This is a genomic window from Tellurirhabdus rosea, assembly GCF_026278345.1.
GTDB classification, from domain to species: domain Bacteria; phylum Bacteroidota; class Bacteroidia; order Cytophagales; family Spirosomataceae; genus Tellurirhabdus; species Tellurirhabdus rosea.
In genome coordinates this window covers 3,342,028-3,362,519 of the sequence record NZ_CP111085.1, presented here as the reverse complement: position 1 = coordinate 3,362,519, position 20,492 = coordinate 3,342,028, and the positions used below count along the sequence as shown (strand labels likewise).

General features: G+C 55.8%; 17 protein-coding genes. 2 read left to right on the top strand and 15 right to left on the bottom strand.

Annotated features, from left to right (window positions below):
- Positions 1-131: 131 nt before the first annotated feature.
- Positions 132-1,511 carry a sugar transferase gene (locus tag ORG26_RS14270; RefSeq protein ID WP_266362878.1) on the top strand — a complete coding sequence of 460 codons (1,380 nt, stop codon included), beginning with the start codon at positions 132-134 and terminating at the stop codon, positions 1,509-1,511.
- A 33-nt stretch (positions 1,512-1,544) separates the two neighbouring features.
- Entirely contained in the window at positions 1,545-3,083 is a 1,539-nt protein-coding gene (locus ORG26_RS14265) for a capsule assembly Wzi family protein (RefSeq protein ID WP_266362876.1), read from the top strand.
- A 73-nt stretch (positions 3,084-3,156) separates the two neighbouring features.
- On the opposite strand, the gene ORG26_RS14260 is transcribed toward ORG26_RS14265, so the two are convergent.
- The 15 genes from ORG26_RS14260 to ORG26_RS14190 form a co-directional block, all read right to left on the bottom strand.
- Positions 3,157-3,705 carry an NADH-quinone oxidoreductase subunit J family protein gene (locus ORG26_RS14260; protein ID WP_266362874.1) on the bottom strand — a complete coding sequence of 183 codons (549 nt, stop codon included), beginning with the start codon at positions 3,703-3,705 and terminating at the stop codon, positions 3,157-3,159.
- Positions 3,706-3,769: 64 nt separating this feature from the next.
- Entirely contained in the window at positions 3,770-4,333 is a 564-nt protein-coding gene (locus tag ORG26_RS14255) for a NuoI/complex I 23 kDa subunit family protein (protein WP_266362871.1), read from the bottom strand.
- A gap of 72 nt (positions 4,334-4,405) precedes the next feature.
- Positions 4,406-5,554 (bottom strand): NADH-quinone oxidoreductase subunit NuoH, encoded by a 1,149-nt coding sequence (nuoH, locus tag ORG26_RS14250; protein ID WP_266362869.1) that lies wholly within the window; start codon positions 5,552-5,554, stop codon positions 4,406-4,408.
- Positions 5,555-5,609: 55 nt separating this feature from the next.
- On the bottom strand, positions 5,610-6,695 hold the full coding sequence (locus tag ORG26_RS14245; protein ID WP_266362867.1) for an NADH-quinone oxidoreductase subunit G: 1,086 nt from the start codon (positions 6,693-6,695) through the stop codon (positions 5,610-5,612).
- Positions 6,696-6,825: 130 nt separating this feature from the next.
- Complete coding sequence (gene nuoF / locus ORG26_RS14240) at positions 6,826-8,166, bottom strand: NADH-quinone oxidoreductase subunit NuoF (protein WP_266362865.1); 1,341 nt, start codon at positions 8,164-8,166, stop codon at positions 6,826-6,828.
- Between the two features lie 9 nt (positions 8,167-8,175).
- Positions 8,176-8,676 (bottom strand): NADH-quinone oxidoreductase subunit NuoE, encoded by a 501-nt coding sequence (nuoE, locus tag ORG26_RS14235; RefSeq protein ID WP_266362863.1) that lies wholly within the window; start codon positions 8,674-8,676, stop codon positions 8,176-8,178.
- A gap of 25 nt (positions 8,677-8,701) precedes the next feature.
- Positions 8,702-9,940, bottom strand: a complete 1,239-nt coding sequence (gene nuoD / locus ORG26_RS14230; protein WP_266362861.1) for an NADH dehydrogenase (quinone) subunit D — start codon at positions 9,938-9,940, stop codon at positions 8,702-8,704.
- A 111-nt stretch (positions 9,941-10,051) separates the two neighbouring features.
- Positions 10,052-10,555, bottom strand: a complete 504-nt coding sequence (locus tag ORG26_RS14225; RefSeq protein ID WP_266362859.1) for an NADH-quinone oxidoreductase subunit C — start codon at positions 10,553-10,555, stop codon at positions 10,052-10,054.
- A 104-nt stretch (positions 10,556-10,659) separates the two neighbouring features.
- The gene (locus ORG26_RS14220) at positions 10,660-11,205 is read right to left on the bottom strand and encodes an NADH-quinone oxidoreductase subunit B (RefSeq protein ID WP_266362857.1); all 546 of its coding nucleotides are present in this window, start codon (positions 11,203-11,205) and stop codon (positions 10,660-10,662) included.
- A gap of 60 nt (positions 11,206-11,265) precedes the next feature.
- Positions 11,266-11,637 carry an NADH-quinone oxidoreductase subunit A gene (locus ORG26_RS14215; RefSeq protein ID WP_266362855.1) on the bottom strand — a complete coding sequence of 124 codons (372 nt, stop codon included), beginning with the start codon at positions 11,635-11,637 and terminating at the stop codon, positions 11,266-11,268.
- A gap of 179 nt (positions 11,638-11,816) precedes the next feature.
- Entirely contained in the window at positions 11,817-13,949 is a 2,133-nt protein-coding gene (locus ORG26_RS14210) for a sialate O-acetylesterase (protein WP_266362853.1), read from the bottom strand.
- A 173-nt stretch (positions 13,950-14,122) separates the two neighbouring features.
- Positions 14,123-16,783: a T9SS type A sorting domain-containing protein gene (locus ORG26_RS14205; RefSeq protein ID WP_266362851.1), complete on the bottom strand. Its 2,661-nt coding sequence runs from the start codon at positions 16,781-16,783 to the stop codon at positions 14,123-14,125.
- Positions 16,784-16,876: 93 nt separating this feature from the next.
- Entirely contained in the window at positions 16,877-17,878 is a 1,002-nt protein-coding gene (gene obgE / locus ORG26_RS14200; RefSeq protein WP_266362849.1) for a GTPase ObgE, read from the bottom strand.
- A 36-nt stretch (positions 17,879-17,914) separates the two neighbouring features.
- The gene (locus ORG26_RS14195; RefSeq protein ID WP_266362847.1) at positions 17,915-18,493 is read right to left on the bottom strand and encodes an adenylate kinase; all 579 of its coding nucleotides are present in this window, start codon (positions 18,491-18,493) and stop codon (positions 17,915-17,917) included.
- Between the two features lie 159 nt (positions 18,494-18,652).
- Complete coding sequence (locus ORG26_RS14190; protein ID WP_266362844.1) at positions 18,653-20,413, bottom strand: tetratricopeptide repeat protein; 1,761 nt, start codon at positions 20,411-20,413, stop codon at positions 18,653-18,655.
- Between the last annotated feature and the right edge of the window lie 79 nt (positions 20,414-20,492).

The following is a 20,492-nucleotide window of genomic DNA, read 5'->3' as shown; positions in this document are numbered from 1 at the left end:
GATTCCCGCTGGATAAAAATAGAACCCGCTTGCCGTTTTTTGAGTAACTTGCCCCGGTTAAATCGATTGACTCCATTCTCTCGGCCGTGTCCTGCCACCTGTAACCTTAACCATAAGTAAGTACTTCTTGTATGCGACACCGGTATTCTGTCTTACTGCGCCCGCTTAGTGCCGCCGCCGACATACTGTGTCTGAATGGGTGCTTTATGATTGCTCACCGAATTACGTTCGGGCCAGAAGCCGATCCGTTCTCTTCGCATTATTATACGCTTTTCTGGTTTTTCAATGCGGCCTGGCTGCTGTTGCTGCTCATTATTAAGCCGTATACATTTGCCCGTTTAACGTTCACGATCGATACGCTGCTGACGGACCTGATGAAGCTGGTCGGGTTTCATATGGCGCTGGTCTCTGTTTTCTGGGTTTTCACGAAGGGCTATTATTACTCCCGGGAGCAGCTGCTGCTGACCTACCTGCTGTTTCTGTTTCTGGGTTCTTTCTGGCGGGGGCTGGCGCTCGTGGCGCTCAAGCTGTACCGGGCGATGGGGTACAATAACCGCCGGTTTATCATCGTCGGGTACAGCGATCTGTCTACGAGCATCCGGACGTTTTACCAGACCCGCCCGGAGCTTGGGTACAAGTTCTGCGGCTATTTCGACCACCTGACTCCGACCAACTCTCCGGCGCTCCGGGGCGACTATTCGCAGCTTCGGGATTATATCCTGAAAAAGCAGGTGGACTGTGTGTACTGCTGTCTGCCGTACATGGACCCCGTTCAGCTGAAGGAAATTATGGCGCACTCGGAAGAGGAAGGCTACCAGGTCAAACTGATCGTTGACTTCAAGGGCTTCCTGACCCGCAGCGTGTCGATTGAATACCATGACCTGCAGCCGGTCATCAGCCTTTCCACGCGGCTGGTGAACGATTTCAGGATCAATATCTACAAACGCATTTTTGATCTTGGCTTTTCGACCTTTATGCTCACCGTCGGGGCGCCGATCTTCATTCTCGTGGCCCTGATTACCAAACTGACATCCAAAGGACCCATTCTGTATTCGCAGGAACGGGTCGGGCAGTGGGGTAAACCGTTCCGGATTTACAAGTTTCGGAGTATGTACGTTGACGCCGAAGCGCAGGGACCCGCCCTCTCGGCCGGCCGGCGCGACCACCGGATCACCAAATGGGGGCGATTTATGCGAAAAACGCGCCTGGACGAGCTGCCGCAGTTTTTTAATGTCCTCAAAGGCGATATGTCCGTTGTGGGCCCACGGCCTGAGCGACAGTACTTTATTGACCAGATTGTTGAGCGTTCTCCCGAGTTCAGAGTCCTGCTGACGCTGAAGCCGGGAATAACTTCCATCGGCCAGATCAAATACGGATACGCCGAGAACGTTGAAGAAATGATTCAACGCCTGAATTACGATCTTCTGTACCTGAAGAATGTGTCGTTTTCCTACGATGTCTGGCTCATTGTGCAGACCGTGCGGATCATGATGCAGGGACGCGGCAAATAACCGGTTATCCTGACAGACCATTAATCCACTTCTATGAAACTCTGGCCCTGTAGTTTATTACTTTCACTTCTAGGATTTAGCGGCCAGGCTATCGCCCAGAGGGCTTACTTTCCGCGCTCGCACCATTTTTATGCCGAAGCCGGTGTTTACATCTCCGACTCCAGCCGCACGCCTTTCTGGATGCGGGCCAATCAGTACAGCACAGTTCCCTACAACACCCCGGCCGGGACTTTCCGGATCGGGCTGCGCTCGGATTACGGCCGTCCGCTGCTCTCCGGCGGCCGGGTGACGCACAAGCGCTTCGACTGGGGTTATGGCGTCGAACTGGTAACCAACAGCGAACGAATCGCCGGCAACTGGAACAGGACCATTTTACTGCCGGAGGCTTATGCCAAAGTCCGCTTTCACTTTATCGAGCTCTGGGCCGGCAAGCGCCGCGAAGTGATCGGGCTGGCCGACAGCACGCTTTCCACCGGCTCGTACGCCTGGTCCGGAAATGCCATGCCGCTGCCCAAAATTCAGCTGGGCACGCCCGGATTTGTTTCTGTCCCTTTCACGAAGGATCTGTTTGCGTTCAATGGCTTCTATTCCCACGGCTGGTTCGACAAGCCCGGCTTTGTGACCAATTCGTACCTGCACCAGAAGGCCCTGCACATCCGGTTTGGGCGTCCGGACTGGGGCTTTCGGCTCTACGGCGGCTTCAACCACCATGTCCAGTGGGCCGGATTCGCCCCGGCCCTGCCTTATTATCTGGCCAGAAACGGCTACCTGCCTTCCCGCCTGAAAGATTACTACTGGGTTGTCACCGGAACCCATCGTCCGACCCAGTTCGACTCGACGCTCACCAGCATGGAGGACAACCGGATTGGCAACCACCTCGGCACGGTGGATCTGGGCATGGACATCCGGATGGGCGATTTCAACCTTTTCCTGTACCGCCAGAGCCTCTTTGACGACGGCTCCCTGTTTTACCTGACCAACATTGCGGACGGCCTCAACGGCATTCGGCTGCAAAACCGCCGCCCGCGCCGGGCTTATTTCCGGATCAACGAAGTGCTGGGCGAACTGCTGTACACCAAGAGTCAGGGGGGCAGCTCGTTCATTCTCGAAGACGGGAAGGACAAACTGCGTGGCCGGGACGATTATTTCAACCACTCGCAGTATCAGGAAGGCTGGACCTACAACGGGCGCGTCATTGGCTCTCCGTTTATCACGCCCGGTTCGGACCTCGCTCCGGGTCTGCCCCGGGGCGCAATTTCGAACAACCGGGTCATTGTTGTGCACCTGGCCGCCAGCGGCACGCTCGGCCGACGGACAGAATGGTACCTGAAAACGTCGTACAGCAAGAATTACGGCACCTACAGCAACCCTTTCCCCGACGCTCCGACGCAGCTATCAACCATCCTGAACGTCACCTCCCCGTTCGAATTACCAGTTCTGGGAGAGCTTAAACTGAATTCGTCCTTTGCGTTTGATTCCGGAAAGGTGCTGGGTACTACGGCTGGCATCTACGTCGGAATTCGGAAAGAACTGTCGGCCGGTGACCATCCGGAAGTCACCCAGTTACCTTAAGTGCCGTCTTTTTGCCACAAAAAAAAGCCGCGTCTGCAGACGCGGCTTTTTTTTGTTGAAGAACTTGTCAGGCTTAGAAATGCCGGTCGCCCGCTTCGCGCTTTCCGAGCATAACAGCCCCAACCATAGCAACCAGAAACAGGACGGAAGCCAGTTCAAACGGCAGCAGATAATCTTTGTACAACACCATTCCGAGACCTTCCACCATGCCCACCTGGGGGTTGTAGGTGATCGTATCGACCGGGGCGACCTGGGCCACCCGGAACACCGTCACCATGATGACCAGCAGAACGCCGCCAACGATGACGGCCGCAATTTTGGTCAGATTGGTTTTTGCCTCCTCATCGTCCTTCTTCATGTTCAAGAACATGATCGTAAAGAGGAACAGGACCATGATCGCCCCGGCATACACGATGATGTTCACGGCCGCCAGAAACTGGGCGTTCAGGAGGATATAATGCCCGGAAAGGCAGAAGAAAGTCAGAATCAGCGCCAGTACGCTGTGAATCGGGTTTCTGGCCGTGACTACGTACGAAGCAGCCAGAAGGGTCAGGACGGTCAGAGTGGCAAAAAGGTAAACAACCGGCTGACCGGATTTCAGTAACGGAATAATGTCGTTCATTGCGTAGGTGGTAAAGCAAAAATCATCCGGTCGCAAATGGGCCGGATGACTGGAAAAATAGGTGCTAGGTTGCCGCGCCGGACAGGGTTGGCTCGGTCGGCGTCGCTTTTACTTCCGGGTTGTTACGAACGTAGCGGTTGTTAACGTCTTCAACCAGTTTATTCTTGCCAAAAATCACGTCTTCGCGCTCGGTAAATACCGGAACGAACTTGTCGTGGCGCAGGTAAACGGCCTGTTTCGGACAGGCTTCCTCGCAGAGTCCGCAGAAGATGCAGCGCAGCATGTTGATTTCGTAGACGGCCGCGTACTTTTCTTCCCGGTACAGGTGTTCCTCCCCTTTCTGGCGCTCGGCAGCTACCATCGAGATGGCTTCGGCGGGGCAGGCTACGGCGCAAAGTCCGCAGGCGGTACAGCGTTCGCGGCCTTCTTCGTCCCGTTTCAGCACGTGGTGCCCCCGAAAAACCGGTCCCAGGTACCGCTTCACCTCCGGATACTGAATCGTCGGCCGCTTCTTGAAGAGGTGACTGAACGTGATCGCCAGCCCCTGCGCAATCGCCGGCAGGTACATTTTTTCGGCCAGCGTCATTTCTTTATTGCTGACCTGTTTTGATCGGTTCGTGAGTTGCATAAATATTGGGTTTAACGTTCAAGGTTTAACGTTGAAGGTGAATCTCTTCCGTTAAACCTTAAACCTTACACGTTAAACTTTCTGGGCTGAAACAGCGCCTTTGGGGGCTCGCGCCTGCGAAGCGACCGCCAGCACCACCATGACCGCCACAATGATCCAACTGGCGTATTTTACTTCGTACAGCAGTCCGAAACCGGTGACGACGATGTTCAGAATGGCCAGCGGAATGAGGCTTTTCCAGCCCAGGTTCATCAACTGGTCGTAGCGGAAACGCGGGATGGTCCAGCGTACCCACATGAAGAAGAAGATGAAGAAGAAGATCTTGCCGAAGAACACTGCCGAGCCGATGGCCGTAGCGAGGTTATGCCCCGTCGTGCCGAGGGAAGCCGTCAGGTTCTCGCGCACCCAGTCCATGCCGGGGTAGTTGTAACCGCCGAAATAAAGCGACGAGATGATCGCCGACGAGATAAACATGTTGATGTACTCGGCAAACAGGTAGAAGCCCAGCTTCATCGAGCTGTACTCCGTATGGTAGCCGCCGATCAGTTCGTTTTCGCACTCCGGGAGGTCAAACGGCGTCCGGTTACACTCCGCAAAGGCGCAGGTCAGGAAGATAATGAAGCCCAGCGGCTGGTTGAACAAGTTCCAGGCGAACCCGTGCTGGTCCTGAACAATTTTGCTGACCGACAGCGAGCCGGTCATCATCAGAATGGCGATGATCGACAGACCCAGCGCAATTTCGTAGCTGATGTTCTGCGAAGCGGCCCGGATGGCGCCCAGCAACGAGAACTTGTTGTTCGACGCCCAGCCTCCGACCATGATGCCGTAGACGCCCAGCGAAACAACGCCGAACACGTACAGAATCCCGATGTTGACCTCGATTCCCTGCAAAGGAATGAGCATGTTGTCGAACTTCACCGATTCGCCGAACGGAATCACGGCGCTGGTCATCAGGGCGGTCAGAATAGCCAGACAGGGTCCCAGGATGAACAGCCACTTGCTGGCCTGCGCCGGAATGAAGTCCTCCTTGAAGAACATCTTGCCCGCATCGGCCAGAGGCTGCAGCAGACCAAACGGCCCCGCCCGGTTCGGCCCAAGCCGATCCTGCAGGAACGCCGCAACCTTCCGCTCCGCGTAGGTCGAATACATGGCAATCACCAGCGTCACCCCAAAGATGACGAGGATGATGATTGTTTTTATGATTAAGGCGGTTAAATCCATGGTTATACGTTTAAGGTTCAAAGTTGAACGTTGAACGTTTCAACTTTAAACGAAATTAAGGTTCGGGGTCCATTGCGTGGGGCAGGGCCTTGAAACGCTCGGGCGGCAGTTGCTGGATGCCGAGTTGTGACCGGTCGCGAATGTCGTCCGTCTGTTTGTACTCATCGGCCGCCAGCCGCAGGGCAAATTCCGACGTTTTGATCGAATCCTTGCGGTATTTGTTGGCCGTAATGACCGACGAACGGGCGATTTTGGTCGGCCCTTCGATCACCCAGTCGCTGGTTTTCTTCTTATCGAAACGGCAGGTGTTGCAGATAAACTCCTTCACCTCGTTCCACTCGTTCTTGCGGGCCGTTACCCGGATAACGTCTTCACCCCGGTACCAGAGCGTCACGTTGCCGGAGCAGGTCGGGCAGTCGCGGTGCGCATCCACCGGCTTGGTGAACCACACCCGGTTTTTGAAGCGGTACGTTTTATCCGTCAGCGCACCCACCGGGCACACGTCGATGACGTTGCCGGAGAAGTCGTTGTCCACCGCTTTCTCAATGTACGTGCTGATTTCGGCGGCATCGCCCCGGTTCATCACACCGTGAACGCGTTTTTCGGTAATCTGATCGGCCGTATACACGCAGCGGTAGCACAGGATGCAGCGCGTCATGTGCAGCTGGATGTACGGCCCAATGTCCCGTTTCTCGAACAGGCGACGTTCCTCTTCGTAGCGGGTCGTCGCCATGCCGTGGTTGTAGGCGAAGTTCTGCAGGTCGCACTCACCGGCCTGGTCGCAGACGGGGCAATCGAGCGGGTGGTTCAGGAGCAGAAACTCAACGACCCCTTTCCGGGCTTCAAGGACCTGCGGGTTAGTCGTGTTTTCGACCACCATGCCGTCCTGAACCGGCGTGATGCAGGAAGCCACCAGCTTCGGCATCGGACGCGGGTCTTTGGCCGAACCGGCGGCGACGCGTACCAGACAGGCCCGGCATTTACCGCCGCTGCCTTTCAGGGGCTGGTAATAACACATCGCCGGGGGAGCCACGTCCCCGCCGATTTTCCGGGCGGCCTGCAAAATGGTCGTTCCCGGCTCGACTTCCACTTCAATGCCGTCGACGGTAACTTTTAACAGTTGCGGCTTATTATCTTCCATATCTGTAAAACGGAATGATATTCCGTTTGTAGTTTGTCTTTCTGTTTACGTGTAACACGGGTTATCAATCCGTGTATCGTTTCTACGGATTGTTGATCCGTGTCTTGTTTTCACGGATTATCAATCCGTGTTACACTAGGGCCATTTCTCCGCGGTACACCGCGCCCGGCTGCGTCGCTTCGTGCGGATGCGTCACGTGCCACTCGAATTCCTCGCGGAAGTGACGGATGGCGCTGGCTACCGGCCAGGCCGCCGCGTCGCCGAGCGGGCAAATGGTATTCCCTTCGATTTTTTTGGCGACATCCACCAGCAGATCGATGTCGTGCATGTTGCCGTGGCCGTATTCGAGCCGGTGCAGGACCTTCTCCATCCAGCCCGTTCCTTCGCGGCAGGGACTGCACTGGCCGCAGGACTCGTGGTGGTAAAAACGCGAGAAGTTCCAGGTGTTGCGCACGATGCAGGACGTTTCGTCGAAAACGATAAACCCGCCCGAACCGAGCATGGTCCCGGTGGCAAAACCGCCGTCCGACAGGGATTCGTAGGACATCAGGCGCTTGTCGCCGTTGGCCAGCTTCAGAATCAGGTCGGCGGGCAGAATGGGAACCGAAGAGCCCCCGGCGACTACTGCCTTCAGCTTATGACCCGGCCGGATGCCGCCGCACCACTCGTCGGCGTAGATGAAATCTTCGACCGGAACGCCCAGTTCGATTTCGTAAACGCCCGGCTTGTTGATGTGGCCCGAGGCCGAAATCAGCTTCGTGCCCGTGGAGCGGCCGATGCCGATGCCCGCGTAGGCTTCCCCGCCGTTGTTGATAATCCAGGGCGTCGTGGCGATGGATTCGACGTTGTTGACCACCGTCGGCGACTGGTACAGCCCTTTGACGGCCGGGAAGGGCGGTTTGTTGCGCGGGTTACCACGCTTGCCTTCCAGCGATTCGAGCAGAGCCGTTTCTTCGCCGCAGATGTAAGCACCGCCCCCGGGCTGCACCACGAGTTCGAGGTCGTAGCCCGTTCCGAGGATATTTTTTCCCAGAAAACCGGCTGCTTTTGCTTCCGCGATGGCTTTTTCCAGAATCCGGATCACGTACATCAGTTCACCCCGCACGTAGATGAACGACTTGTTCGCTCCGAGCGCGAAGCTGGACACGATCATGCCTTCGATCAGCAGGTGCGGAATGTTTTTCATCAGGTAGTGGTCCTTAAACGTTCCCGGCTCCGATTCGTCGGCGTTGCAGACGAGGTAACGGGGAACGCCCTCCGGCTTGGCCAGAAAGCTCCACTTCATGCCCATCGGGAAGCCCGCGCCACCGCGGCCGCGCACGCCCGACTTTTTCACTTCTTCCACCACCTCGTCCGGCGTCAGGGTTTTGATCGCCTTCTCTACGGCCGTGTATCCGCCCATTTTCCGGTAGACCTCGAAGGTTTCGATTCCGGGGACGTCGATATGTTCAAGCAGGATTTTCTTTCCCATTGCTACGGCTTATTTAGACAATTCCGCGATAATCTCGTCCACCCGTTCGCGGGTCAGGTGCATGTAGTACTGCTCCCGAATCTGGAAGACCGGACCCATGCCGCAGGCGGCTAGGCACTCGACTTCTTTTAGGGTGAATTTGCCGTCAGATGTTGTCTGTCCGGCTTCGATTCCGAGCTTCTGTTTCAGATAATCGTACACTTCCTCACCGCCCATCAGGCAGCACGGACCCGTCCGGCAGTATTCGATGACGTGTTTACCGACCGGCTCCAGGTGGAACATGGTGTAGAACGTGGCTACTTCGTAGACCTCGATGGGCTGAATATCCAGCATCCGGGCTACGTAGTCCATGCCTTCCACACTCGTCCAGCCTTCCTGCTCCTGCAACAGGTGCAGCAGCGGCAGCAGGGCCGATTTCTGTTTTCCTTCCGGATAGCGGGCGATGATTTCCTTCGCCTTTTCCAGCCGTTCGGGGGTAAATTCAACCGTATTTCTAGTTTCAGCGGTCATAAGTTAACAGCAGGTTGTATTCGGCTCAGGCGTCCAGTTCGCCCGCAATCACGTTCAGGCTACTCATAATGGCAATGGCATCCGACAGGGTCTGCCCTTTGCACATTTCCGGATAAGCCTGGTAATAAATAAAACACGGCCGACGGAAGTGCAGGCGGTAAGGTGCCCGGCCACCGTCGCTGATGAGGTAAAAGCCCAACTCGCCGTTTCCGCCTTCGACGGCGTGGTAAACCTCGCCCGCCGGAGCATCGATTTCGCCCATGACGATCTTGAAGTGGTAGATCAAGGCTTCCATGTTGCGGTAAACTTCCTGCTTCGGCGGCAGGTAATATTCCGGCGCATCGGCGAAGTACGGTCCTTCCGGCAGGTTTTCCATTGCCTGCTCAATGATGCGCAGACTCTGCCACATTTCTTCGTTCCGGACCATAAAGCGGTCGTAGGTATCGCCGCTCTTCCCGACCGGAATGTCGAACTCAAAGTCCTGGTACGACGAGTACGGATTCATCACCCGCACGTCGTAGTCTACGCCCGCGGCCCGCAGGTTCGGACCCGTGAAACCGTAGGCCAGCGCCCGCTCGGCCGAGATAGGCCCAACGTCGATGACGCGGTCCATAAAGATCCGGTTGCGGTTGAAGAGGTTTTCAAACTCGCGCAGCACTTTCGGGAAGCGCTTCAGGAAAGCGCGTATCTTCCGAATCGCTTCGGGAGAAAGGTCGCGTTCCATGCCGCCGATCCGGCCCATGTTGGTCGTCAGGCGGGCTCCGCAGACTTCTTCGTAAATTTCGTAGATATTTTCACGCTCCTCGAACAGGTACAGGAAGCCCGTGTAGGCGCCCGTATCTACCCCCAGAATGCCGTTACAGATGAGGTGGTCCGAAATACGGGCCAGTTCCATCATGATGACCCGGATGTACTCGGCCCGCTTGGGTACGGTGATGCCCAGCAGTTTTTCGACCGTCATGTGCCAGCCCATGTTGTTGATCGGCGACGAACAGTAGTTCATCCGGTCGGTCAGCGTCGTGATCTGGTAGAACGGCCGCCGCTCGGCGATTTTCTCAAAGGCCCGGTGGATGTATCCGACGGTCTGTTCGCCCGACACGATTTTCTCCCCGTCCATCTGGAGGACGTTCTGGAAGATTCCGTGCGTGGCCGGGTGCGTCGGGCCGAGGTTCAGCGTCGTCAGTTCATTGACGTACTGAATGTCCTCTCCGACCGGTGCCGGAACGCCGGCTTTATTGGCTAATTCAAGTTCTTCGGTTGTCATGCAACTTAATGATTGAATGAGTGAATGACTGATTGATTGAAGGTTGTCAGGTGAAGCCAGTCACCGCCGCGGCGGACCGCTCCGTCCCTCAATCCGTCGTTCATTCATTGTTTATCGTCCAAACAACGCATCAATTTTGTCCTGCCGCGTCGGGTCTTCGAGTTCGTACTGCTTCCGCATGGGGAAATAGTCGAGGTCTTCCATGTTCAGGATTCGCTTCAGGTTCGGGTGTCCGTCGAAGAGAATGCCAAAGAAGTCGTAGGTTTCCCGCTCCATCCAGTTGGCACTCGGATAAAGCGTCGTTGCCGTAGGAATATGCAGATCCGCTTCGGCCAGAAACACCTTCAGGCGCACGCGGAAGTTCTGGGTCAGGCTGTGCAGGTGATACACGACGCAGAATTCGCGCTCCGGCAGGTCGTCGGGATAATGGACGCTGCATATGTCGGTCAGAAAATTGATCTGGTACAATTTATGGTCCTTCAGGTACTGCAGCAGCGGGATAATCTGCTCCCGCGTGGTTGAAAGCGTCAGCAGCCCGTGCGGTTCCTCAAAGTCATAAACCTCCTCGCCGAACTGGCGGATGAGGTCTTTGGCAACTTCCTCGTTGGTGAGCATTTTTGGAATGTTGAATTTAGAATGACTGAATGATTGAATAATTTAACTGAGCGAAGCCAATCACCGCGGCGGCGGCCCGCTCATTCAATCATTCAGTCATTCAATCATTGAATTTGGTATGACTCCAGCAGTTTCTGGTATTCGGGTCCGTTGCGGCGGCGCAGGGATTCGTTCTTGGCCAGTTCCTGCACCTGCATCAGTCCGTCGAGAATCTGTTCGGGACGCGGCGGGCAGCCCGGCACGTACACGTCCACCGGAATGACGCGGTCGATGCCCTGCAACACGCTGTAGGTATCGAAAATACCGCCGCTCGAAGCGCAGGCGCCGATGGCAATCACCCAGCGGGGTTCGGCCATCTGCAGGTAAACCTGCTTCAGAATGGGAGCCATTTTCTTGGCAATCGTTCCGGCCACCAGCAGCACGTCGGCCTGGCGCGGCGAGAAGCTCGGCCGTTCGGCACCGAAACGGGCAATGTCGTAGTGCGCCCCCATCGTGGCCATAAACTCGATGCCGCAGCAGGAAGTCGCAAACGGCAGCGGCCAGAGCGAATTTGCCCGAGCCAGACCAATTACTTTATCTAACGAGGTGGCCTGAAACCCCGGTCCTTCGTAGCTCGGCGGCGATTCGGCCAACTTGATGTTGCTTGCCATATGGTTACTAGTTGATTCGAAAAAAGAACAACTTTTTTCTTAAAATCGTCCCATCACGGATTATTCCCACTTCAGAACGCCCTTGCGAATGACATAATAGAAGCCCGACAGCAGCAGGCCCATGAAGAGCAGCATCTCGATGAATCCTTCGCGGCCCAGCTTCATGAAGTTGACCGCCCAGGGATACATGAAAATGACCTCTACGTCAAACAGAACAAACAGGATGGCAATGAGGAAGTACTTGATGGAAATCGGCGTCCGGGCGTCACCCTGCGAAGGAATGCCGCACTCGAACGGGTCGTCTTTTTTCTGGCTCTTCCGCTTGGGACCAATGGAGTGCGTCACGATCATCGTGACCACAATGAAAGCCAGTGCCAGACCCAACTGGATGAAAACCGGCAGGTAATCGGACGGCAAATAGGTTGTGTTCATAACAGATTCTGCAAATCGCGTTGCAATTTAGCACGAAAACAAATAGCTGCGCTGGCAACTGTCACAAATCAGGACACTGTTTCGCAACTTTCAAATTTACAATTTTCCTGCCGACAATTCAATAAAAAAAACGGGTTGCCCGAAGAATCAGGCAACCCGGTCTATACGTTAACGGGCGGCTACTTGACCATAATCCGGCTCGACTGGTTGAACCCTGCCCCGCGTACCTGGATGATGTATTGCCCCGGCAGCAGCACCGACAGATCGACGAATTGCCGGGCGTCAAACTTCTCGAACTTCTTCGAAAAGACATGCTGCCCGAACAGCGTGTACACCGATACTTCCGCATTTGTCAGGTTCTCGCGGGTTTCGACCGCCACCCGTCCCGAAGGCGAGGGATTGGGATACACTGTCAGGCCTTTGTTGCCCGCCGGCAGCTGGTAATCGAGCGGGGCCGAGAAATTGGAGTAACAGGTCAGGTTGCTGGAACCGAGGGTATACACCTTTTTGGTCCGCGCCGAATACTGGCCCGGCTGCAGAGCCTTGATCTCAACCGCGCTCTGGTTGGAAATAAGCTGGCTGCCCAGTCGCCAGTCGAACTGGAAGCCGGCGCCGTTCAGGGTATCCCGTAAGGTGTACGCGCCTACCTGACGCAGGGCGGGCGTGGGCAGTTTGGGCTGCACCACCAGACTTACCGGGGCCGAACTGGCCGAGCTGCACCCGTAGACGTTGACTGCCCGCGCCGTGTAATTGCCGGGATTGCCGACTTTCAGCGTCCGGGCGTTGACGCCGGTATTCCAGACGATGGCGTTCCCCACGGGCGAGTTGGTCGAGAGCGTCAGCACCGAATCACTGCACACCTGCTGCTGGCCGCTCGGCAGCAGGGCCGGTACGGTGGGCTGCAGCGCTCCGGTGACATTCAGTTCGGGCAGGATGAACGTCGTTCCTTTTTCGTCTTTTGCGATGGCGGAGTATTTGCCCGGAGCCGTCACGGAAAGCGTTGTTCCTTTCTGCCCGTTGCTCCACGTAATGTCCTGAAACTGGTAGGTAATGGTTGCGTTGTTGGCCGTTTCCGTAATCTCCGGCTTAACCCGCAGCGTCAGGCCCTGGTTGGACGGGTCGCAGGTTACGGTCACCTCCGGCGAAGGCAGCGGCTTCAGGGGAATGGCCCGGGAGAAAAAGTTGGCATCCATGCTGGCAAACCACGCCTCGGCCAGCAGCCGAAGCCCATCGCCGCCGAAGTGCACGCCGTCAGGACGGGGAACCTGCAGATTATCCGTCGATGGCCCGGCGTAGACGTTGTTGTTGAAGGTGTTGATTACCGCGTTCTGCGCATTGATCACCGCCTGGCTGGTTTCGCCCTGGTTGTAGGACGAACGGGCCAGAATCCAGGCCGGGTAGCGCTTGGTATCCGCCCGCGTTTTGTTGATGATGTACTGCATGCTGTTGCGGTACTCTTCCTGCGTCACGCGGAGCGGCACGTTGTCGGTTTCGCCCTGTTGCCACAGAACGGCCCGCAGTCCCTGAAGAGAAACATAGTACCGCAGGGCAATCAGCAGGTTTCCGTAGGGCATGCCGGTCGGGTAATTTTCGAAGGGAGTGCCCATCTGGAAGATGTTTTTCCCCGGTAAGCCTTTTGAGCTGTCTTCCCAGCTTTTGATGGTTGTGCCGGCCCAGGCGGTGTTGATAAAAAGCACCGGGACGTTGTATTGTCGGGCGATGAGGTCGCCCAGGATGCCCCAGCACCAGGCGCTTTGTCCGCGCGGGCCGATGAGGGCGTCGGCGTCGAGATGCCGGAACGTGGGCGACGGGGGATCGTCCAGCGAATTGGCAACGGTATTGTCGTACGTGATGGTGTTAACCCGGTCGTCGGAAGCGCCCGCCGCGCCTTTATCCTGAAAACCCTGCGCATTGGACTGTCCCGTGATGATAAAAACTTCACCGATTCCGATGCGGTCGATGGCGGCCTGACCGACCAGCGTGGTGTTCAGAAACGCCCGGACTTCCAGCCGGTACCAGCCGCCTTTTCCGGTAATATTTCCCTGAAAAATCCCGCCCTGCGGGTTGTTCTGAATCGTGGTCCAGTCGGTATTGGTGCCCTGGTCCTGCCCCATCATCACCAGTCGCGCTTCTACCCGGTTGATTGGCTGGCTGTAGGTTCCGTTGATTGAGATCGTACTTAAGTCCGAGCGGTCGCGCTGAAAAACAGCACGGGTGGAGGGGTATGTAATGGCAATCTGAGAAAATCCAGGGAGGGTGGTGAGAAGGAAACTGACCAGAATAAACAGCCTGGCAGGAAGATTTATTTTCATAGTACGATGGTCTCAATCTTGGTTACGACTGTATTCTCCGACCTCGGTCACAGACTTCTATAAAAAAGATTCACATCCATTGATAAACAGCAAATTTTGCTCTTTTCCGCCTAAAAACAAAACGGCACTTACCCAGCGTACCGGGTAAGTGCCGTTTGACGAGCCCCAAGGGGTTACATACCGATCATGAGGCGCTTGGAACCTTTGAATTCTGCCGACCGGACATTCAGGATATAATGCCCCGGCGGAAGCATCGACAGGTTGAGCGATTTCCGTTCGTCGAATACATCGACCGTCTCGGTCAGCACAAGCTGTCCGTTCAGGGTATAAAGCGTAACGGTTGCATTTTTGATATTATCGAAGGTCTCTACCGAGATTCGTTTGTCTATACTGGGATTGGGATAAACGCTAAGCCCTTCGTTCTCCAGAAAAGGTGTGAACATCCGCGAGGACGAGAAGGCCGAGAAACAGGTAAGACCTTTGTCGTAAACGATAAATGCCCGGGCCCGGTACTCGCCTTCGACGGTCGCCTTGATCTCCTGTCCCTTAAACGGAATGACCTGATTGGACCGCTCCCACTCGTAATAATCGCCCGCCAGTGATCCGGAAGCCTGAAGGGTATACGTTCCCGCCTGCACCACTGTCGGGACGCTCGGCACCGCCTTCACATCCACCGTAATGGCCGAGGAAGTGGGCGACAGACAACCGTTTCCGTCCCGGACGCGGGCCACATACCGGCCGCTGCTGGTAGCCACGATGCTTTGCGCGGTATCGCCCCGCGACCAGATGGCCTGGAACGGGCTGTTGGCGGTCAGGGTGACGCGGTCGCCTTCACAGAAGGTCGTAGCGCCTCCGGCCGTCAGCGTGGGGGCGGGTGGCAGCGGATTGACGCGCACCGAAATAACGTTGGAAGGGTCCGAAAGACAGCCAAACGTGTTGCGGGTCTGCACGACATAATCCCCCGACTGGTTAACCAGAACAGTCCGCCCCGTAAGGCCGTTGCGCCAGATATAGCCATCTTCGGGCGACGACGTCAGGGTCACACTCTGGTCGGCGCAGAAGGTGGTCGGGCCGCTGGCGCTGATCACCGGACGGCTCGGCAATGGGTCAACCCGGACTTCGACCGGATTGGATTGGGGTGAGGTACAGCCGTTCTGGTCCGTTACGCTCACCGTATAAACGCCCTGCCGGCGCACCTGAATCTGGCGCGAGCGTTCGCCCGTGTTCCAGGTATAGGCGAAGCCTTCGGAAGCCTCCAGCGTCGTGAACTGCCGGTCGCAGAAGCGCGTCGGGTTCAGCGACCGGGCGGTGGGCGACTGCGGCAGCGGATTGACGCTCACCTGAATCGGGTCGGAGACGAATTCGCATCCGGCCACGTCCCGCGTGCTGGCTACGTACGACCCGGCCTGTCCCGTTGTGATAGAGCGCCCTGAGGTCGAGCCGTTCCAGGTGCTGTTGGGGTAGCTGGAGGTCAGCGTCACGTTCTGTCCTTCGCAGATTGTCGTCGGACCGCTTGGCGAGATCGTCGGACGGGCGGGAACTTCGTAGGGCGCGGTGAAGGTGACGTTACCGTTGCCATCCCGAATCGTCGCGAAATACCGACCCGAACCGGCGGTCAGGGTTGCGTTCGTTGACCCCGTGTTCCAGCGCAGGTTGCCCGAAGTGCCGCTGACATTGAGCGCCAGGGTGTTAAGGCCGGCGCAGCCAATCGACAGGTTGGGGCCGACGGCCGGACCGTGGGGCTGTGAGTTCTGAAAGAAGCGATCGTTCAGCTGATCGGACCAGGCCTGTCCGAGCGTCAGCAGGCCACCGCCGCGGAAGTGGACATCATCCCCCGGGTAATAATTCGGGTCTGAGCGCGGAATCTGAATCAGGTCCGTGTTGGGCCCTTCAAATACATTGGGAACGCTGCGGATGATTTCGTTTTGTGCTTCCAGGATGGCCGGGCTGCTCCCGCGCGTGTCGTCGTAAGAAGTGCGGCAAACCACCCAGGAGAGGTTTTTTCCGCTATGCTCCCGGGTCTTCTGAATTAGAACCCGCAGGTGGTCCACGTACTCCCCCTGCGACATGTTAGCGTAGTGATCACTCTCCCCCTGAAGCCACAGGACAGCCCTGACGCCCACCGAATTGACATAAAACTGCAGAGTCTGCTTCAGGTTGCCGTAGGGTTGCCCCTGCGGGTAGGAGAATCCGCCGTACACGCTGTAACCGGTCCGCCCTTCGGCGGTTTCCCGCCAGCTTTTGATTCCGGTAGCGGTCCAGGCGGCGTTAAAAAACAGGATAGGAACATTCAGACGGCGAGCCAGGAGGTCACCCAGATAGCCCCAGCACCAGGCCGCTTCGCCCCGGGGCGAAATGAACGCATTGGCGTCCAGATGCGAGAAGGTCGGATAAGGCGGCTCGGTTTCCGGCTGGTCTGTTCCGTAGATATGATTGACGCAGTTTACGCGGTCGTCCGACGCGCCCGGGCCGCCATAGTTGGCAAATCCCTGCGCGTTGGACTGTCCGGCGATGACAAAGACTTCGCCGACCCCAACCCGATCGACCGCCGGGCCGTTGATGACGTTTTCGCCCTGAACGCCCCGAATCTGGAGCTGGTACCAGCCGCCGTTGAGCGTTATGTTCCCCGCAAAGGCACCGCCCTGCGGGTTGTTCTGGAGAATCATCCAGTCCGTTGGCGAACCTCCCTGCAACGGGATGGCCCGCACTTCCACCCGGTTTACGGGGACCGAGTAAAATCCTCCAACCCGGAACGTCGCCTGATTGGCATTATTCCGCTGGAAGACCATCCGGCTGGTTGGATACGTGATATTCACCTGCGCCAATGCAGCCATTGGCAGGAGGAGCAATAACAGTAGTTTAGAAATAAACGGTGTGTGTGTATTCATGGCCTTAGCCGCCGATCATTGCTGATAAAAAACCAAACATCAATCCATCACTGAGGCCGACTCGTTCAAAGCTAGCCAAATCTGATCTTTCAACTCCTGAATACCACGCTGCTGGACTGCCGAAATGAAAAGCACAGGCAGATCAGCCGGCAGATTGTCTTTAAGGGATTCGGTCTCTTCGACCAAATCGCATTTGGATATCGCCAGCAAGCGGCGTTTATCCATTAGTTCAGGATTGTACTGATGTAATTCGTTTAGCAATGTATTGTACTCGGCCCGGATATCCTCAGCGGTAGCCGGAATCAGAAATAATAAAACCGAGTTCCGTTCAATATGACGTAAAAACCGGAGTCCCAAGCCCTTGCCCTGCGAGGCCCCTTCAATAATTCCCGGAATGTCCGCCATGACGAACGACTTGAAATCACGGTAGGCAACCACCCCCAGATTGGGAACCAGCGTTGTAAACGGATAGTCCGCAATCTCCGGGCGCGCCGCTGACATTACCGACAGCAGTGTCGACTTTCCCGCATTCGGAAAGCCTACCAGCCCGACATCGGCAAGCAGCTTCAGTTCCAGAATCACCCACTCTTCCTGACCGGGCTCGCCGGGCTGGGCATAGTAGGGCGTTTGCTGCGTTGCACTCTTGAAATGGTCATTGCCCAGGCCGCCGCGACCGCCGCTAAACAGGATGATCTCCTGTCCGTCTTCGGTTACTTCGGCCAACTGGTCACCCGTTTCCGGATTTTTGGCAATGGTCCCCAGAGGCACCTCCAGAATGACGTCACTTCCCTGGGCACCCGTGCGGCGGCCGCCTTCACCGGCTTTTCCGTTTTCCGCCCGGATGTGTTTCTGGTATTTTAAATGCAAAAGGGTCCAAAGCTGTGCATTTCCTTTCAGAATGATATGCCCGCCCCGACCACCGTCTCCACCGTCAGGGCCTCCTTTGGGAACGTGTTTTTCCCGCCGGAAGTGCATCGAACCGGCTCCACCGGCCCCCGATCGGCAATTGATCTTAACGTAGTCAATAAAGTTTGATCCCATACTCCTCAAAACAACCGCTCCTCACACAGACTCCTGTCAGGAGTGTCGCTTTTCAATTTCGTTACTAATGGTTTGAAAAATATCTTCGATATCCCCAATACCGTTGATTCCTACGTATTTTCCCTGCTGTTGGTAGTAGCCTGCAACCGGAGTCGTTTTTTCATTATACTCCGATACGCGCCGCCGGATCAGCTCTTCATTCTGGTCGTCCGGCCGGCCGGATGACTGTCCACGCAGTAGCAGTCGTTTGGTCAGTTCTTCCTGATCTACTTCCAGCGCCACCATCACCGTGATCTGTTCGTTGTACTGACTCAGCAGATCGTCCAGCGCTTCCGCCTGGCGAACCGTACGGGGAAACCCATCGAAGATGAATCCGGCCGCGGCCTGGTTTTCCCGTAATTTACTGTCAATCATACCGATAACAACTTCGTCGGGAACCAGAACGCCCTGATCCATCAACGCCTTTGCCCGTAATCCCAGTTCTGTCTGGGCGGCAATCTGTGAACGCAGCAGGTCGCCGGTCGAAAGATGGACTAACTGGTACTTGTCAATTAACTTTTCACTTTGCGTGCCTTTGCCAGCACCCGGTGGGCCAAACAGTACAAGGTTTAACATAGACGGTAATAAGTGTACATGCGGGATTTTGTACAAAATTACGATTGTTAACCCTAAATAGATGAAGAATTTAGTAAGTATTTATCAACAGGTTTCTTTATGGACCAAAAAATAAGGGCTACCGTTGGCAGCCCTTACTCATTTATTCAGAAATCATCCTTATTTCGTCGGTTTTGCCGCGGGCTTTTTAGGAGCCGCAGGCTTAGCTGCCGGGGCAGCCGGTTTGGCCGCTTTGGGATTCAGTGCATTCTGAACATCGACATCGGCAGGGTCAAGCTCGGAAGCTTTCTGCAGATAATCTCTGGCTTTGACAGCGTCGTTTTTGCTGGTGTAATACTGGGCCAGAAACTTGTACGCCGTCATCATGTTCTTTTTGTACTGCTCCTTCTTGGCGGCATCCGCGGCGATCTCCGTGTTGGCTACTTCGAGGTACTTCTCGTAGTGCGGCACAGCAACACCCGTATTCAGGGCCTGCTCACGCGGATAGGCAAAGTAGTTCGTCTGTGCGCGCCAGTAGTAACCCGGAGCCCAGTCTTTGGAGATCTGGTTCACTTTGGCAAACGCCATGTCAGCGCCCTGGTAGTACTGCTGCTTCTGCTGGTTGAGCGCCGTGGTGTCCGCACCGGCCGTGCTCATGTCGCGCAGCAGTTTGTTCATCACGAAGTAGTTCGAGTAGCCCAGCTGGAAGTAGTCGTTCGACGTTGCTTTGGCCGTATCGTACTGGATCGCCTGCTGATAAGCCACCGCCGCTTTGTCAAACTTCTTCTGGTTGAAATAGGTCTTCCCGATTTCGCGATACAGGTTTTCCGTTGAATCCTGCGGAGCGGCCTTTTCCAGGTAAACGATCTGCAGTGAGTCTCCTTCCGGCGTTCCCTGCTGGCCATAGGCGCGTCCCAAAAACTTATAGTCGTCTCCGATAACTTTGTTCGGAGCTTCCTGAATGAACGTCGTCAGGCTCTGGATTGCCTCGTTGTACTTACCCATGTTGTTGTAAGCCCAACCGTAGATCCGGTTGATAACGGGGTTGTTCACTTTGCCTTTCAGCGCGTCAAGCTTTTGGATCGCCCGCATGTTGTCACCGGCCAGAAAGTCGAACTGGGCCGAACGCAGCAGCTTGTCTACGTCGGTCGTCTGGCTTTTCTGGATGTAGGTATCCATGTTCCGAGCGGCCGTTTTGTAAGCCCGTGAACCAAAGAAAGCCTCTGCGAGATCTTCGTAGGTCGGAGCGAACTCAGGATCAGCGGCGATTGCCTTTTCGTAGTACTCCTGCGCTTTCGGGTAGTTTTTACCCCGCAGGAAAATCTTACCGATTTTATAGTTAGCCTCCGCACTGTTTGGGCTAATCATCAGCGCATTTTCGTACTTGCTGACGGCGTTACCGCCATCGTTCTTCACCATATAAGCGTCACCGAGCGCCATTTCGATTTCGGCGTTCTGGTTTTTCTTATCCAGTTTGTCCGCAATGTCCAGAATACGGATTGCTTCGGCCGGATCAGCGGCTTCCTCGAACATCGTGTAGGCTTCACCCGCGCGGAGCAGGACGTCCTGGTTCTTGTTCTTGGTGGCGCTCAGGGCTCCATTGATCAGATTTTTTGCCGTAGCCGCATCCTTCTTTGCCAGAGCGACCATTGCCAACCCAATATTGTTCATCTGATTTTTGCCGTCAGCTGCTGCTCCTTTGTCAAAAGCTTGCTTGGCAGCATCCACATTGCCGGCTTTCAGGTTGGCTAACCCGAGATAATAATAGTTGTCGGCTGAAGGAGCGCTGCTGGCGAGGCTGTTAAAGGTCTGAATAGCCTTATTGTACCGTCCGGCCTCCAGGTCCTTAACGCCCGACTGTGCATCCTGTGCCACCGCCTGGAAGGTGCCGAACATCCCGGCAACAACCGTTGTTAACAGAGCTTTCTTGTTGAAAATCATGCCAATTCAGGTTGAAAAATAGGTTATTGATTGGTTTATTGGTAAACAGAATACAAAACTAAAAAATTGCCTTAATAAC

Bases quoted from the DNA above. Each gene is read 5' to 3' on its own strand.
- ORG26_RS14265 (WP_266362876.1), top strand. From the start codon at position 1,545: ATGAAACTCTGGCCCTGTAGTTTATTACTTTCACTTCTAGGATTTAGC.
- ORG26_RS14225 (WP_266362859.1), bottom strand. From the start codon at position 10,555: ATGCTCACCAACGAGGAAGTTGCCAAAGACCTCATCCGCCAGTTCGGC.
- ORG26_RS14195 (WP_266362847.1), bottom strand. From the start codon at position 18,493: ATGTTAAACCTTGTACTGTTTGGCCCACCGGGTGCTGGCAAAGGCACG.
- ORG26_RS14205 (WP_266362851.1), bottom strand. From the start codon at position 16,783: ATGGCTGCATTGGCGCAGGTGAATATCACGTATCCAACCAGCCGGATG.
- ORG26_RS14245 (WP_266362867.1), bottom strand. From the start codon at position 6,695: ATGGAAGATAATAAGCCGCAACTGTTAAAAGTTACCGTCGACGGCATT.
- ORG26_RS14255 (WP_266362871.1), bottom strand. From the start codon at position 4,333: ATGCAACTCACGAACCGATCAAAACAGGTCAGCAATAAAGAAATGACG.
- nuoE (WP_266362863.1), bottom strand. From the start codon at position 8,676: ATGACCGCTGAAACTAGAAATACGGTTGAATTTACCCCCGAACGGCTG.
- nuoD (WP_266362861.1), bottom strand. From the start codon at position 9,940: ATGACAACCGAAGAACTTGAATTAGCCAATAAAGCCGGCGTTCCGGCA.
- obgE (WP_266362849.1), bottom strand. From the start codon at position 17,878: ATGGGATCAAACTTTATTGACTACGTTAAGATCAATTGCCGATCGGGG.
- ORG26_RS14215 (WP_266362855.1), bottom strand. From the start codon at position 11,637: ATGAACACAACCTATTTGCCGTCCGATTACCTGCCGGTTTTCATCCAG.
- nuoF (WP_266362865.1), bottom strand. From the start codon at position 8,166: ATGGGAAAGAAAATCCTGCTTGAACATATCGACGTCCCCGGAATCGAA.
- ORG26_RS14270 (WP_266362878.1), top strand. From the start codon at position 132: ATGCGACACCGGTATTCTGTCTTACTGCGCCCGCTTAGTGCCGCCGCC.
- nuoH (WP_266362869.1), bottom strand. From the start codon at position 5,554: ATGGATTTAACCGCCTTAATCATAAAAACAATCATCATCCTCGTCATC.
- ORG26_RS14260 (WP_266362874.1), bottom strand. From the start codon at position 3,705: ATGAACGACATTATTCCGTTACTGAAATCCGGTCAGCCGGTTGTTTAC.
- ORG26_RS14220 (WP_266362857.1), bottom strand. From the start codon at position 11,205: ATGGCAAGCAACATCAAGTTGGCCGAATCGCCGCCGAGCTACGAAGGA.
- ORG26_RS14210 (WP_266362853.1), bottom strand. From the start codon at position 13,949: ATGAAAATAAATCTTCCTGCCAGGCTGTTTATTCTGGTCAGTTTCCTT.
- ORG26_RS14190 (WP_266362844.1), bottom strand. From the start codon at position 20,413: ATGATTTTCAACAAGAAAGCTCTGTTAACAACGGTTGTTGCCGGGATG.